The 14,050-nt window shown below is 73.3% G+C and carries 10 protein-coding genes; 7 read left to right on the top strand and 3 right to left on the bottom strand.

The window, feature by feature from the left end:
* Nucleotides 1-14: 14 nt before the first annotated feature.
* From WME83_RS32130 to WME83_RS32110, 5 genes are all read left to right on the top strand, one after another.
* Complete coding sequence (locus tag WME83_RS32130) at nt 15-314, top strand: hypothetical protein (protein WP_437313523.1); 300 nt, start codon at nt 15-17, stop codon at nt 312-314.
* On the top strand, nt 275-898 hold the full coding sequence (locus WME83_RS32125) for a hypothetical protein (protein ID WP_437313522.1): 624 nt from the start codon (nt 275-277) through the stop codon (nt 896-898). Before WME83_RS32130 ends, WME83_RS32125 begins: the two co-directional genes overlap by 40 nt.
* A 749-nt stretch (nt 899-1,647) precedes the next feature.
* Nucleotides 1,648-2,412, top strand: a complete 765-nt coding sequence (locus WME83_RS32120; protein WP_437313521.1) for a hypothetical protein — start codon at nt 1,648-1,650, stop codon at nt 2,410-2,412.
* Between the two features lie 374 nt (nt 2,413-2,786).
* Entirely contained in the window at nt 2,787-3,866 is a 1,080-nt protein-coding gene (locus WME83_RS32115) for a Uma2 family endonuclease (RefSeq protein ID WP_437313520.1), read from the top strand.
* Nucleotides 3,867-4,399: 533 nt separating this feature from the next.
* On the top strand, nt 4,400-4,687 hold the full coding sequence (locus tag WME83_RS32110) for a hypothetical protein (protein WP_437313519.1): 288 nt from the start codon (nt 4,400-4,402) through the stop codon (nt 4,685-4,687).
* 41 nt (nt 4,688-4,728) lie between these two features.
* Here WME83_RS32110 and WME83_RS32105 read toward each other — a convergent pair whose 3' ends face one another.
* The 3 genes from WME83_RS32105 to WME83_RS32095 all read right to left on the bottom strand — a co-directional run bounded on the left by WME83_RS32105 (nt 4,729) and on the right by WME83_RS32095 (nt 10,366).
* Nucleotides 4,729-7,599: a protein kinase domain-containing protein gene (locus tag WME83_RS32105; protein ID WP_437322075.1), complete on the bottom strand. Its 2,871-nt coding sequence runs from the start codon at nt 7,597-7,599 to the stop codon at nt 4,729-4,731.
* Between the two features lie 543 nt (nt 7,600-8,142).
* On the bottom strand, nt 8,143-9,147 hold the full coding sequence (locus WME83_RS32100) for an SGNH/GDSL hydrolase family protein (RefSeq protein ID WP_437313518.1): 1,005 nt from the start codon (nt 9,145-9,147) through the stop codon (nt 8,143-8,145).
* A 238-nt stretch (nt 9,148-9,385) separates the two neighbouring features.
* Nucleotides 9,386-10,366: a hypothetical protein gene (locus WME83_RS32095; protein WP_437313517.1), complete on the bottom strand. Its 981-nt coding sequence runs from the start codon at nt 10,364-10,366 to the stop codon at nt 9,386-9,388.
* A gap of 580 nt (nt 10,367-10,946) precedes the next feature.
* On the opposite strand from WME83_RS32095, the gene WME83_RS32090 reads away from it, so the two are divergent.
* Entirely contained in the window at nt 10,947-12,008 is a 1,062-nt protein-coding gene (locus tag WME83_RS32090) for a hypothetical protein (RefSeq protein WP_437313516.1), read from the top strand.
* Nucleotides 12,009-12,216: 208 nt separating this feature from the next.
* Nucleotides 12,217-14,043 carry a sigma 54-interacting transcriptional regulator gene (locus tag WME83_RS32085; protein ID WP_437313515.1) on the top strand — a complete coding sequence of 609 codons (1,827 nt, stop codon included), beginning with the start codon at nt 12,217-12,219 and terminating at the stop codon, nt 14,041-14,043.
* Nucleotides 14,044-14,050 lie beyond the last annotated feature (7 nt).

The following is a 14,050-nucleotide window of genomic DNA, read 5'->3' as shown; positions in this document are numbered from 1 at the left end:
GCAAGGAGGGATCGATGGAACGAGGGTATTTGCTCGGCTCGTGCGCCGCCGTGCTCTGCGCGCTCTGCGCGAGCGCCTGCGGCGGCGCCGCGTCGAACCTCAGGCCGGGAGCGATCGCCAAGGACAGGGGCGCGATCTGCGGGCGCGTCCGGGTGGTCAACGAGGGCAAGGACATCACCGGCGACTGCGATGTCGACTTCGGCGGCGACGACGAGGCGCGGAAGAGGTCGCCGACGCAGCCTCGCGCGGGGCGCCCCCGCCCGCCGACCTCGCGGTGGCCGATCGCTTCGGCGACGCCGTGCGCGAGCTCATGAGCCGATATGGCGAGGAGGGCGGGGCGCTCAAGCCCTACCCCTCGCTGGCGGGCGGGGGCTTGTTCGCGGGCGGGGGCGAGCCCCCGAGCGCCGACCCGCCCACGACCGCCGCCGGATTCACGCTCGGCCAGGACGTCGGCGCCGCGCAGGCGCGCTGCACGGGCGCCGGCCTCGAGTGGCAGGACCTCGGTGAGGGGCGGCTCTGGTGCAGCGGCGCGCCGGTCGACCCCGGCGTGCCAGCGACGGTGAAGCTCACCGCGTGCGCGGGGAAAGTCTGCGAGATCTCGCTGGACGCGGGCGCCGACGGCGCGGCGTGGGCCACGCTCGCGCAGCGGTTCAACAAGCTCTCCCGGAGCTTCGACGCGACGTTCGGCACCCCGCACCAGCGCCGGCTCGATCCGATCGACGGCTGCACCGACGGAATCAAGGCGTGCTTCGACGCGGGCCGCGCGCGCAGGGGAGCGGCGTGGAGCTGGCCGGGCGGGCGGTTCGTCTCGATGTCGCTCCACGGCGAGGCGGGCGGCGACGCGCCGCGGCTCGTCGTCGTCTACGGCACCGCCGCGCAGGCCGACGGGAAGCGGTAGACACCGCGGGTACGGCGCTCCTCGGCGACCTCCTCGAGCCTCGCGCGCGCCGCGCCCGGGCCGCAAGCGCGGGCTGGCGCGGGTCGCGACCCTGGGCTCGGGCCGGTGCGTCCGGGACCCGACGACATCGAAGAAGCGCCTGGCCCTCCGGCGCCCTCGTCCGGATGGGCGTGCCTCACCGGACCTCCTGCACCTCAAAAGACACCTGGAAAGACGTGGCTGCACACGGCGCCCGACCCCGGGGCCGAGATCGTGCGCGAGCCGGACCAAGGTGCGCCCGACCGGACGAGGCGCTCGCGCGCTGCCGTGCCTCGGCTTCCGCGGGGGCGTGCGCTTCCATCCCGAGGTCGGCGCGCCGGCGCGGCCCAGGTCCCGAGGAGCGGCGGGCGCGGGCGGAAGTACGGATGCATCAAACGGATCGACCTGCTTGATCAAGTGATCACTCCCTGAGCCCACGCGACGTCCCTCTCCGCGCCGCGACCGAGGCTGGCAGCCGCCTCCGCCGGCGCGCGTGGCGCGCAAGGCGGGTCGGGACGAGGGGTGATGCGCCGCGACGGCTGCGCCGCTCGCCCGAGGAGCTGGCCTGATCTGCTGATGGCACCGCTCGTGCTTTGAAGAAGGGCAGAGCGCGACGGCGACGGGGGGAGCCGCTCGGACCGAAGCCTTGGCGAGCGACGCTCACGTCGATGCGCACCGGCGTCCGCCGGACGCTGAACCTCTACCTCACTGAGCACAAAGGAGCATTCATCATGAAGAGCTATGCAATGGTCTCGATCCTCTCTGCTTCGCTGGCGTTCCTCGGGGCCTCGACGGGCTGCGCGGTCTCCTCGTCCGCCCCTGCGTCGGAGAACGATTCCGAGACGTTCGTCGTGAACGAGGAGGGCCAGGCGGCGCTCCCCGGCGCAGCGCTCTCCATCGAGCGCCGCGCTGGCGCGTCGAGCTTCTCGCTGGCGCAGGGCGCGGGCTGGCGGAGCGTGGCGCCGGGGGTGTGGGAGGTGCCGTCCGAGGCGGGGAGCGCGGAGCGCATCGTCGTCGGCGAGGACGGCCACCGGTGGCTGCTCGAGAAGACGGAGGCGGAGCTGAAGGAGCTGGTTGCGGCGCTGGACGGCGAGGAGGCGAGGCCCGGCCTCGCCGAGCAGATCGCGGCGGCCGAGGAGCGGCGCGAGGCCGCCGAGCGGTCGATGTTCGAGGCCGCCGGCGTGTCCTCCGCGATGGCGTTGAGCTGCGACATCTACCGCTACACGGGGGCGAGCAGCCTGGTGACCAGCCCGCCGACCTTCGGCGCGGCGGCGCTCGCGCAGATCGTGTGCACCGGCGGCTGTGCGACGTTCACGGTGACGTCGACGGCGTGCTGCTCGACCGGGTGCTCCAGCGCCCCGGCGGCCACGAGGACGGTGTGCTCGACCCCGTGGACGGCGGGCACGATCCGCCAGGGCTCCGGCATCGGGTCCGCGTCGGTGAACGTGACGCCGCCGAACATCACGCAGTCGAGCTCGAGCTTCGTCTGCAATTGATGGCGGCCTGACGCCTCTTCCACCTTCGCCTCCTGCGGCCTCCGGGGATCGTGCCCGGAGCCGCAGCGAGCGCGTGCGTCGCGGCCCGCCGGGAAACCTCGCATGAGGCGCGCCGTCGCCCCGAGCGGAGGTCACGCCGCGTGACCTCCGCTCGGGGCGACGGGCCGGTTCAGCGCATCGATTCCATCGATCTCCCAGCACAGCAACGGGCGGCCGGGTGCCCCGGATCTCACCGCATTACCTGGAGGCGCTCGGGCCGATCACGCCGCGGAGGGCTATATCCCCGGCCCGACGCCGATGCGCGCGCCGCGCGGTGCCGCGCGGCGCGCGCATCGGGCCGCGCGGGGCGGTCGTGGTAACTTCGGCCAAAGGCCATGTCCGCCATCGAGCCCACGGCCCGCCCGCCCGCTGCGCCTCGCGAGCGCACGCGGGCGCACGTCTACTGCCGCCCGCCCGAGCCGGTGGTCTTCCCGGAGGCCGAAGAAGCGCCCGAGACGAATCTCCACCTGGAGCTCCGCACCGCGCTGTACCTGAGCCTCAAGCGTGAGCTCGCGCAGGTGGCGACCCTCGGGTCGAACCAGTTCGTCTACTGGGATCCGACGACGTCGAGGAAGCGGCTCGCCCCCGACGCCTTCGTTCGGCTGGGCGTGCCCCACCGGACGTTCCGCACCTGGAAGACGTGGCTGCACGGGGCGCCCGACCTGGGGGTCGAGATCGTGAGCGAGTCCGACGAGGGCGAGCCGGACTGGGACGAGAAGCTCGCGCGCTACCGCGCCTCGGGCATCCGCGAGGTCGTGCGCTTCGATCCAGACGATCGGGCGCGGCCGATCCGCATCTGGGACGCGCTCGACGGCGACCTCGTGGAGCGGTCGGCGGACGACCCGGATCTCCGCGCGTGCGAGGCGCTGGGGCTTTGGTGGACCGTGGTGGAGGACCCGTCGATCGGTCCGATGCTCCGGCTCTCGCGCGACCGGGAGGGCCGTGACCTGCTGCCGACCCCGGACGAGGCCGAGGCCCAGGCGCGCAAGGCCGAGGCCAGGACGCGCGAGGCCGAGGTCAAGGCGCGCGAGGCCGAGGCCCAGGCGCGCGAGGCCGAGGCCCAGGCGCGCGAGGCCGAGGCCCAGGCGCGCGAGGCGAACAAGACGCTGGAAGCCGAGGTGGCGGCGCTGCGGGCACAGCTCGCGGAAGCCAAGGGGAAGCGGCGGACGCGGGCGACGCTCCCCGGGTTGACCGGAGGGGGCGAGCTCCGTCCCTGCAGCGCGCGGCGCTCCGCCGGAGGCGGCGAGCCACGCCCCCGCGACGCCGCGCGCCGCGCCGCAGGGGGTCGACCCCCTGCGCCGGCGCCGTCGGGCTCGCCGTCCTCCCCATCGACTCCGAAGAGCGCGCGCACGACATCGCCTCCCGAAAGGCGCGCGCACGGCGAGCTCGCTCGCGCCGCGCGGCTCGGCCCATAAGCCCCCTTCCTTCCTCGGCGATCCCACCCAGTCCAGACTCACGGCGACGGGGACTCCACCCTCCCTCCCCGGACGCTGCGCGCGCTCTCGGCCGCGCGCGCAGCGCTGCTTCTCACTTTGCGCAAATCGCTAGCTCACTTTGCGCACCGGTCGAGTAACAGCGCATCTCCGCAGCCGTGGAGTCGCCGGATCGCGCGCCTCCTCCGGTCGATGGCTCGCTGGTAAGTTCTCGTTTTTGCTTAGTATCCCGCCGCCTCTCACGTGACACGCGCCTCCGCGCGCCGCGCCCAGGGCCCGCGGCGACCCCTTGGTACGGCACATGCGATATCCGCCTGCGAACGGTCGACGCCGCTCTCACGAGGGTTCCGGCAAGCGCTCACGAGGAGCTCGTCCTCAAGGGCGATTGCCGCCGGCCAGCGTGGGCCCGGACTGCCACTCATGATCTCATGATCGGCAGTCCGGCCGACGAGCGGATCGCCCGCGAAAATCCCTGCAGCAGCAGCCCTCCGGCTGCTCGATGGAGAGGTGCGATCATGACTCATCACGCCCTGAAGTCTCTCGGTCTGTCTTCGCTCTTCCTCGCCGGCCTCCTCTCGATGCTCTCCGCGACGGCGTGCGTCGCGTCCGGCGAGGAGAGCCCCTGTGAGCTCGGCGATGCGGCCGAGGGCGAGCACGGCGAGGGTGCCTGTGATGACGCGGACGACGAGGAGAGCGCGGGCGAGGAGGCGCCCTCCGACGAGGAGGACGCCCCGCGCCCGAAGGCGCCCGCGAGCACGCCGCAGGCGCTGCCGGTGTGCTCGCCGTTCTGCGATCGCATCTGAGGCTCGGTGAGACCGGCGCGCGCGCGCCGGTCTCACCGCGCTCAGGGGGACAGCCGCGACCGTAGCCACGTCGCGCAGGCTTGCTCCCACCGCTCGGACGGCGCGCGCGCCGCCAGCGCCGCGCGCGCCGCGGCGTGCTTGCCGGCCATCCGGTAGGCGAGCGCGCGGTGGTACGCCTCCCCGAACGAGCTCGGCGCGCCCACCCGGCCGAGCCAGTCGGCGGCGGCGTCGGGATCCGTCCACAGGTACGCGCCGGCCACCGCGGTGGCCACGTGCGGGTTCTTCGCCGCGCCGTCCTGGAACTGCCGCTCCAGCACGGCGAGGCGCTGCTCCAGCCGGGCGTTCGCCGGCTCCCCCTTCTGCCGCGCGACGCGCAGGAGCCCCCGGATCGAGGCGGCCTCGAACGGCCTGTCGGCCCTGGCCCCGGCGTCGGCGGCGAGCTCTTCCGAGAGCTCCCGCCGCGCCTCGTCCAGCCGATCCTGCCGCAGCAGCACCGCCGCGCGGAGCAGGCGGGCCCCCGGCTCCGGCAAGACGCCCATCCGGCGGCTGACGCCGCGCGCGCCGAGCGTCCGCTGCTCGTCCTCGAAGGCGAGGAGCCGGAGCGACGCCCGGTCCGCGACCTCCCACCGGTCCTCGCGCACGGCGAGCATGATGCGAAGGCGCAGGACCCGCCCCGACAGGCTGCGATCCAGCTCGATCGCCTGCTCGGCGACCTGGTCGATCAGCTCGTTCTGGCACGTCTCGTCGTAGAGGCGCGCGAACACGAGGAGCACGTCCGCCGAGCCGGGGTCGGCGTGGCGCGCGGCCTCGCAGGCGTCGAGGGCGGCCTGGTTGTCGGCGTCGGTCGCGTGGCCCTGGGCCTGGCGCTTCACCTGGAGGACGCGGCAGCGCATGACGAGCGCCTGCGCGTCGTCGGGCGCGCGCGCGAGGGCGCGATCGAGGTCGCCGAGGGCCGAGGCGTACAGCGAAGGCTCGCCCTCGGCGTAGGCGTGCAACGACTGGAGATAGGCCCGCTCCGCGAGCGCCGGCACGTACCCGGGATCGGCGGCGAGCGCCTCGTCGAGCAGGCGCTTGCCCTCGGCGTGGTGATGAGGCCGCGGCGCGGGGCCGATCAGCGTGTAGTACTGGAGCAGCCTCGCCCGGGCCGCGGCGTCGCTCGTCCCGCGGGCGGCGCGCTCCCGGCGGTGATGGTCGCGCCACACGAGCCGGACCTCGTCCTTGGCGCGGTCGCGCAGCACCTCGAGCAGCCGCGGCAGGTCACCCGGTTCGCCGTCGATCTCGATCGGCTCGCCCGCGACGGGGCCGTCGGTCGCGCGGAGCTGCGCCGAGAGGCGGAGGCTCGCCCCGACGCGCTGCAGGGTGCCCGTGACGACCCAGGCCGCGCCCCGCCGCAGCGCCTCGGCCGCCGGATCGCCGGGCCGGGCCGAGTCGAGCGCGCGCACCTGCGGCAGCGTGCGGAGGCCGCCGAGGATCGTCTCCGCCGCCCCCTGGCCGAGCCCGTCCCAGGAGGGGTCGTCGGTCAGGTTGTCGAACGGCATCACGACGATGGCAGGGCGGGTGTCCTCGGCAGGGGCCGAGCGCGCGCCCTGCGCCCGCTCCTCGGGCGGGGCGACCCGGAGCGAGGTGGCCTGCCCGCCCGCGCCGGCGCGAAAGGCCAAGGCGGCGAGCCCGAGCGCCGACGCCGCCGCGACGGCCGCGCCCACCCGCCGCCAGCGGGGCTTGAGCGACGCGCGGCCGCCCGCGGAAGCCGCGTCCGCCGCCGGCACCGACGGCCGGACGCCCACGGTCGTGGAGTCCAGCGTTGTCGACAGCGCTGCCCGATCGCCCTGCAGCGTCGTGTTCATCGCGCCGGCCGGCGCGGCCTCGCGGCCGAGCGACAGGGTCGTGCCCGCCGCGTCCAGGGGGGCGCCCGCCGCGTCCAGGGGGGCGCCCGCCGCGGCCAGGGGGGCGCCCGCCGCGGCCAGGCGGGGCTCCGCGTCCAGATCGGCGATCACCGCCCCGAGCGCGGCCACGAAGCTGCCGGCGGTCGGGAAGCGCTCTTCGGGGCGCTTGGCCATGGCGCGCGCGAGCAGCGCGTCGAGCGCGCGGACGGCGCCGGCCGGCAGCGCCAGCCCCTCGAGGCGCTGCGGCGCGTCGCGCAGGATGGCGCTCATGAGCGTGGCGGGGGCGCCGCTGCCGAAGGGGGAGCGGCCGGTGAGCAGCTCGAAGGCGAGGATGCCGAGCGAGAAGATGTCGCTGGCCGGGCCGAGCGGCTCGCCGCGCAGCTGCTCGGGAGACATGTACGCGAGGGTGCCGACGATGCTGTCGGTGGACGCCTGGGCGAGCGCGCCCCGCGCGAGGCCGAAGTCCGCGACGAGCGCCTGCCCGTCGCGCCGCACCAGCACGTTCTCGGGCTTGAGATCGCGGTGGATGATGCCCTGCTCGTGCACCGCGGCGAGCCCGCTCGCCACCTGCTGGAGGAGCGAGAGCGCCCGCCTCGGCGCGATGGCGCGCTCCAGGAGGACGGCCCGCAGCGTCTTGCCCTCGACGAGCTCCATCGTCAAAAAGCGCAGCCCGTCGGCCTCGCCCAGATCGAAGACGCGGCAGACGTTGGGGTGGGAGATCTTCCGCGCCAGCTTCAGCTCACGGCGGAAGCGCTCCACCACGACCGGCTCGCACGACCCGCCGGCGAGGAGGACCTTGACGGCGACCTCCTCGTCCACCGCGCGGTCCAGGGCGCGCCACACGGCGCCCATGCCGCCCGCGCCGAGCTGGGCGCGGAGCTCGAACCGGCCGGCGATGACGTGCCCCGGGACGAGGGCGGCGACGGCGGCCGCGCCGGGGGCGGGGGGCGCGTGGGGGGCCGTCGATGCGCTGAGGACCGGCGGCGCATGCGGGGCGGTCGCGATGTCGGACGACTTGTGTCGCACCATGATCAACGACACAGCCTATACGAAAACTCCGCGCGTCGGTGGGGATCGTGCTTCGGGGGCGGGGATCGTGCGGCCTTCGCGCGGGAAGGGGGCGGAGGGGGCGCGAGGTGTGCTGCGCTCGGGCCTCCACCTACCCACCAGCGCCGCGCTGGTACCGCGTCGTCCAAGGACGAATTTGCGGTGCCGAACCGTCGCGATCCGTGGAATCCGCCGGCATTTCAGGGAGGTGAGCAAGCCTGGGCCGAACGTTGATCCTGCTGCTCGCGACGCCGACGCGCCTGCGTCACCGGGCGCCTTGCGGCGCAGAACGGTGCTTTTCCAGTGCGGTGGCCGCCGCGTGGACGCTGGGACAGCGTGCTGTGGAACATCGGTCGGCTCGCCGAGCGGAAGCCGCGTCGTGCTGCCATTCGTTCTCGATACCAGGCGAGGTGATTGCGCCGGGGCGAACCAATAGCCGGGGTTGCGCCGCGAGCTCCTCAATTTCGGCTCGAACGGCGTGCGCCGCGAAGCTGCTCGAGCGTTGGTGGCGTTCGCCTTTCGATTTCAGCGGAGATACGGACTCAACGCCTGGAACCAAACATCGGCCATGCGGTTATACCCTGCCTGGTTCGGGTGGAGATTGTCGGCGAGGAGGGACTGCTTGTAGTTCGTGTCGTTGGTGAACGCTGTGTACATGTCCACCAGCACGATGTGCTGCCCCTTGCTGACGCGCGTCGAAACCAGGTCGGGCATGGCCGCGTTGTAGGCCTTGACGGCGTTGTTCGTGCCGTCCGTTCTCGTCGGCACGATCTGCGCGAGCACCACGAGGATGTTCGGATCCTGCATGAAAATCGAGTCGAGCAGCTTGCCCAGGCGATTCGGTGCGTCCGCAAGGTTGATGTTACCGTTGATGTCGTTCGTTCCGATCATCAACGTAATGATGTTGGGCTGGTAATTCGGAATGCTGGTGCCCACGAGCTTCGCGATGCCGTTGTTGCCCTCGATCGTCCAGCCGCCGTGACCCTCGTGGTTCCTCGGGAACGTCACTCCGTCCACCATGGGCACGCTGTAATCACTGGCGGAACCGACGAAGGTGATGTCGCGGTCCGCTTCGAGCGCGAGGTGGAACAGCGGGGCGCGGTAGCCGCCGGCGACGTTGAAACCCTGCGTGATTGAATCGCCGAAGGGCATGATCTTACAGGGGCCGCTCGCCGGGCAGGGCTGGAATGCCGGGCCGCCGCCCGCGCCAGCGCTGCCCCCTGCACCGCCGTCGCCCCCTGCACCGCCGTCGCCCCCTGCACCTCCGTTGCCCGCGGTACCTCCGCCACCGTCGGATACGCCGTCCATGCCACCCGAGCCCGCTCCGCCGGCGCCCCCGCCGGCCGCGCCCCCGCTGGTTGCGCTCGAGACGGAACTGCCGGGCGAGCCGCCACCCGACGCTGTACCGCTGCCGCTCGTGGTCCCCGTCGCCGTGCCCGGCGAGTCGGCGCCGTCACTGCACGCTGCGACGAGCAGCACCACACACGTGAGGACGGCGGAAGAAGAGAATTTCAGGCGGTGTATGAGCATCTGCTACGCATAGCACGATCGCGTACTCCACCGCGATTGTGGAGCGCAGCTTGTCGAAGCTGCCGTCGTCGTTGAAAAATTTCATCGTGAAGGGAAGTGCGTCTGGATGGCGGCGCTCTTCGCGGCCACGCGGCGCCCGAGCGCGAACGGCGGTTACACCGGCGCACCTCGTATTCGCAGGAAAGAGGAGACCGACTGCTGGGCGCGCACCTGGCGCCGCCGCAGGGGAATCGGGGGATCAGGGGAACAGGACGAGCCGCGCCCCGAGGCTCAGCCAGGCGTGAAGCGCCGTCTCGGCGATCTGCCCGCTCGCGCCGGGCACCTCGAAGCCGTTCAGCTCCATCGTCATCGACGAGTATTGAGCCACCGACAGATCGAGCACCGGCCCGGCGCCGAGCGCGCTGCTGAGCCGGAAGTCGACGCCCGCCATGAGGTGCGCGAGCTCGACCCCCATCAAGGACATGCTCGCGCTCCCGCCCGGGCCGCGCATGGAGACCGTCGAGATCTCCAGGCCGACGCCGTAGCCGAACCAGGGATTGACCTTGCCTGCCGGATTCAGGTGCACCTGCACCTCGGGTCCGAGCCGGAAGGTCTGGGCGTCGCAGGAGAGACCGCTCGAGCTGCACGACGCGTCCGCCGCGCTGCCCGCCCCGCCGAACCCCAGGCCCGCATAGAGCCCGAAGAAGAAGCTGTCGCCGGATTTGGCGCCCACTTCGATCAGGACGGGCACCTGCCCTCCGAACGAGCGCGAGAGCTCGTCCGCGCCGGCGCCCGTCGCGTCGCCCATCGGGATCGCGTAGCCCGAGCGGACCGCCATCTGAAACCCCCTCGCCGCCGGCGGGGCGCCGCCCGCGGGCTCCTTCACGGGGTGCGCGTCGTACGCGGGATCCTCGATGGATGGAGCGTCGTACCCGAGGGTCATGACGGGCGGAGCGCTGCCCGTCGGCTCTGCAGCGGCGGGCGCGCCCGTCGTGGGCGCGGCCGGCGGAGGAGGCGGAGCCGCCGCGACGGGCGCCGCGATGTCGGCCTCGCGATCCGGCGGGAGCAGGTCAGCGGAACCCAGGGCGGCCATCTCCTGCGAGCGCGGGCCCTCGTGCGGCCCGACGCCCGGCGGCGGCCGGGGCGCGGGCGCCTGCGCGAGGACCGGGCCCGCGAGGAGCAGCGTGAGCGGGAAAGAGAGCGCGGCGAGCGCCATGGGACCCTGCACCAGAGTTGCCATCGGAATACCTCCAGGCCAGCGCGGCGAATGACCGTCAGCAGGTAGCGTCAGCAATCCGCACGCCAGCGCGCCGCGACATGCCACCTCGAGAGGTCCGCGCGTGTCGCCGACGCCGGTATCCGTGCGCGCCTCCGGCGGCGCTGCAGGCGCGGCCCGGCGGAGGTGATCGTTCGATCGATCGGATCGATCGTCCGATCCACCGCCCGGCACGCCGGGCGCCTCCCCGCGCGGCGCCAGTCCCGGCGCGGCAGCGGGCTCCGGCGCGCGCCATCTCGCGCGAAGACCGGCGAGCGCACGGCGCACGCCGGCGGCGCCCCCGGGTCACGCCGGCGGCTCGGCGCAGGATCTCCCGCGCGTCCGCGCCGGCATGGTCGTTGCCATGATGGGACGAGGATGGCCGGACGCCGATGCGCGACGCTCTCGAGCGCGTCCGCAGCTGCGGCGCTCCGCGCCATCGCAGTCAGCGACCGCCACACGCAGGCCTGACGGCGACGGTGATCTCGCCACCTCGTTCGGCGCGATCGACGTCGACGCCGGGCCGCGCTCCCCGCGCCGGGCAGGCAGAAGGATGGATGATCGGATGAAGTTCACGTGGTTTCCTCTCGGATTGGCGCTCCTCTTCTCCGCGGGAGCGATGACGACGATCGGATGCGCGTCGCCCGTGAGCTCGCACGACGAGCAGGCGGTCGGGATGGTCAGCCTGCCGCTCGTGACGTCGGCGGGAGGCGAGTTCCGCCTCCATGGCGCCGTGTTCACCATCCACTCGACGAACGGCGCCCACGCCGCCACCCTCGACTCCGAGAGCGAGCCGGGCGCGGAGACGCTGACGGCGACGCTGTTCCAGGGGCCCTACACGGTCCGCCTGGCCGACGGCTGGGAGCTCGCGCGGAGCGAGCCGGACGGCACGGAGTCCCCCGTCTCTGCGGCCCTGCTCTCGCCGAACCCGCAGGCGTTCGAGATCAGCGCGTCGGCGATGACCGACATCTCGTTCACGTTCACGACGGGGCAGGGCGCCATCACCCTCGGCGACGGCTCGGTCGGCATCAGCTTCGATGTCGCCCCGAACGAGGATCGGGGGGAGTGCAACCTGGTCTCCTCCTATTACTACAACTACTGTCCGTCGGGGCAGACCTGCCTCCTCGCCGACTCGAGCGGCCGCACGTTCTGCGCGTCGCCGGGATCGCTGCCGGTGGGCTCTCCGTGCACCTCGGACCAGTGCGTCGCGGGCGCCCAGTGCCTCAAGGTGGATCAGGCGAACCCGGATCAAGGCACCTGCGTGAAGTTCTGCCGCGTGAGCAGCGCGACGTTCGGCGTCAACTGCCTGAGCCTCGGCCTCCCGGACAGCGACATCGGCTTCGAGGGGCCGGCGCCGGAGGGGACCTGCGATCTCTTGACCCAGACGGGCTGCGCCGAGGGCGAAGCGTGCCAGTACACCGCCGGCAGCTTCGCGAGCTGCGGTGTCCCGGGCTCGACCCCTCCGGGCGGGGCCTGCTCCGGGGAGACCTGCGGGGCCGGGTACGACTGCTACAACGGCACGTGCACGAAGATCTGCGACACCCGCACGGGGTATGGCGGCCAGCCGGGCTGCTACTACTGCGATCACGTGGGCACCGGCATCGCCGGGCGCTGCTACAACTACTAGCCTCCTCGGCGCTGCCCCGCGCCGCGTCCGCGCCGCGGCGATCGAGCAGCGCCGGCGCGCCGGTCGAGGCCGCCCGTCGCCGGGCGCCGAGCTGCGGGGAGGCCCGCGGCTCGGGCTGGCCGATGGTGAGCGCGATCGCGCCTCGTCCCCGATCGTTGCGCCGCTCCACGATCGTGGGCGACAATGCCGCGGCTCTTCCCCCGCGCCCATGCCCTACCTCGTCGTCCGCGAACCCGGCCAGGTGTCGTACTCGGTCCCGCTGCGGGACGGCCTCCGCCTCGGCCGGAGCGAGCAGAACGACGTCGTGCTCGACGACCACCAGGTCTCGCGCTTCCACGCCCGGTTCACCCGGTCGGAGCAGGGGTGGCTCGTCGAGGATCTCGGGTCGACGCACGGCACGCTGGTCAACACCGTCCGGATCACGACCCACGCGCTCAAGGCCGGCGACCGCATCCAGGTCGGCAACATCCTGCTCGCGTTCCGCGACGACGAGGAGCCGGAGCTCGTCCACCAGCAGGCCACGGCGGCCTTCGCGCCCGTGCGCGACGACACGGGCCGCCGCCTCCAGCTCGTCTACGAGCTGAGCCGCGCCGCCTTCGACCTCGCGGATCGCGACGAGCTGCTCGGCAGGATGCTGCAGTCCCTCCTCGACGTGCTCGGCTGCGAGCGCGCCCTGGTCGGCCTCGCGGAGCCGGGCGCGCGCGGCTTCCGCCGCCTCGCGCGGACGCGCGGGGGCGGCCCGGGGGCCGACGACATCGCCGTGAGCCGCACGCTGCTCGAGGCGGTCACGGTCCGGCGCGAGGGCGTCATCGTCCACAACAGCGGGGATCGCGGCGCCCCGAAGACCCTCGTGCGGGAGGGGATCCTGATGGCGATGGCGGTCCCGCTGCAGGCGGGCTCGCTCCTCCTCGGCTTCCTCTACGTCGACGCGCGGCAGCCGACGTCGCCCTTCACGCCGCAGGATCTCGATTTCCTGACGGCGATCGGGCACCTCTCGGCGGCGGCGCTCGAGAGCGCGCAGCGCTACCGGCGGATGGAGGCGCTCGCCGAGGCGCTCGGGCCGGGCGGCCCGGCCGGCGAGCTGATCGGCGCGAGCGAGCCGATGCGGCGGCTCAAGGCGCAGATCCAGAAATACGGCGCTTCCTCGGCCAACGTGCTCATCCAGGGCGAGAGCGGGACCGGGAAGGAGCTCGTCGCGCGCACGCTCCACAGCGTGTCCCCGCGCGCGGCGGGCCCGTTCGTGACGCTGAACTGCGCCGCCATCCCGGAGTCGATGGTCGAGAGCGAGCTCTTCGGCTACGAGAAGGGCGCGTTCACGGGCGCCGCCGGGAAGAAGCGCGGCAAGTTCGTGCTGGCCGACGGCGGGACGCTGTTCCTCGACGAGATCGGCGACCTCGACCTCGCGGCGCAGGCCAAGGTCCTCCGCGCGCTCCAGGAGGGGGAGATCCAGCCGCTCGGGGCCGAGAAGGCGGTGCACGTCAGCGTGCGGGTGGTGTCGGCCACGCACAAGGACCTCGCCGAGGAGATCGCGAACAAGCGGTTTCGCGAGGACCTGTATTACCGGCTCAACGTGGTGGAGCTCTCGGTGCCCCCGCTGCGCGAGCGCGGCGAGGACATCGAGCTCTTGGCGGGGGCGCTGCTCAGGGCGGCGGCGTCGAGCATGGGCAAGCGAGAGCTGGAGTTCACGCCGGCCGCCCTCGAGGCCCTGAAGGCCTACGGCTGGCCCGGCAACGTCCGGGAGCTCCGCAACGAGATGGAGCGCGCGGCCATCGACGCCGAGCTCCCGATCGTGGACCTCTACAACCTGAGCTCGCGGATCCGGAAGGGGCCCAGGGCGGCGCCGGCGCCGCGCGAGGGCGCGTCCCTCGCCGAGCGGTTCGCGGCGCTCGACGTGACGGAGCGGCAGCTCATCGAGGAGGCGCTCAAGGCGGCGCGCGGCAACCTGTCCGAGGCGGCGCGGCAGCTCGGGATCACCCGGGTGATGATCAAGCGGCGCATCGACCGGTTCGGGCTCGGCTTCCGCGACGAGCTCTAGAGCAGCG

Origin of the sequence: Sorangium sp. So ce385, from assembly GCF_051474135.1 — a bacterium.
Taxonomy (GTDB): domain Bacteria; phylum Myxococcota_A; class Polyangia; order Polyangiales; family Polyangiaceae; genus Sorangium; species Sorangium cellulosum_D.
This window is presented reverse-complemented; position numbering and strand designations above follow the sequence as displayed.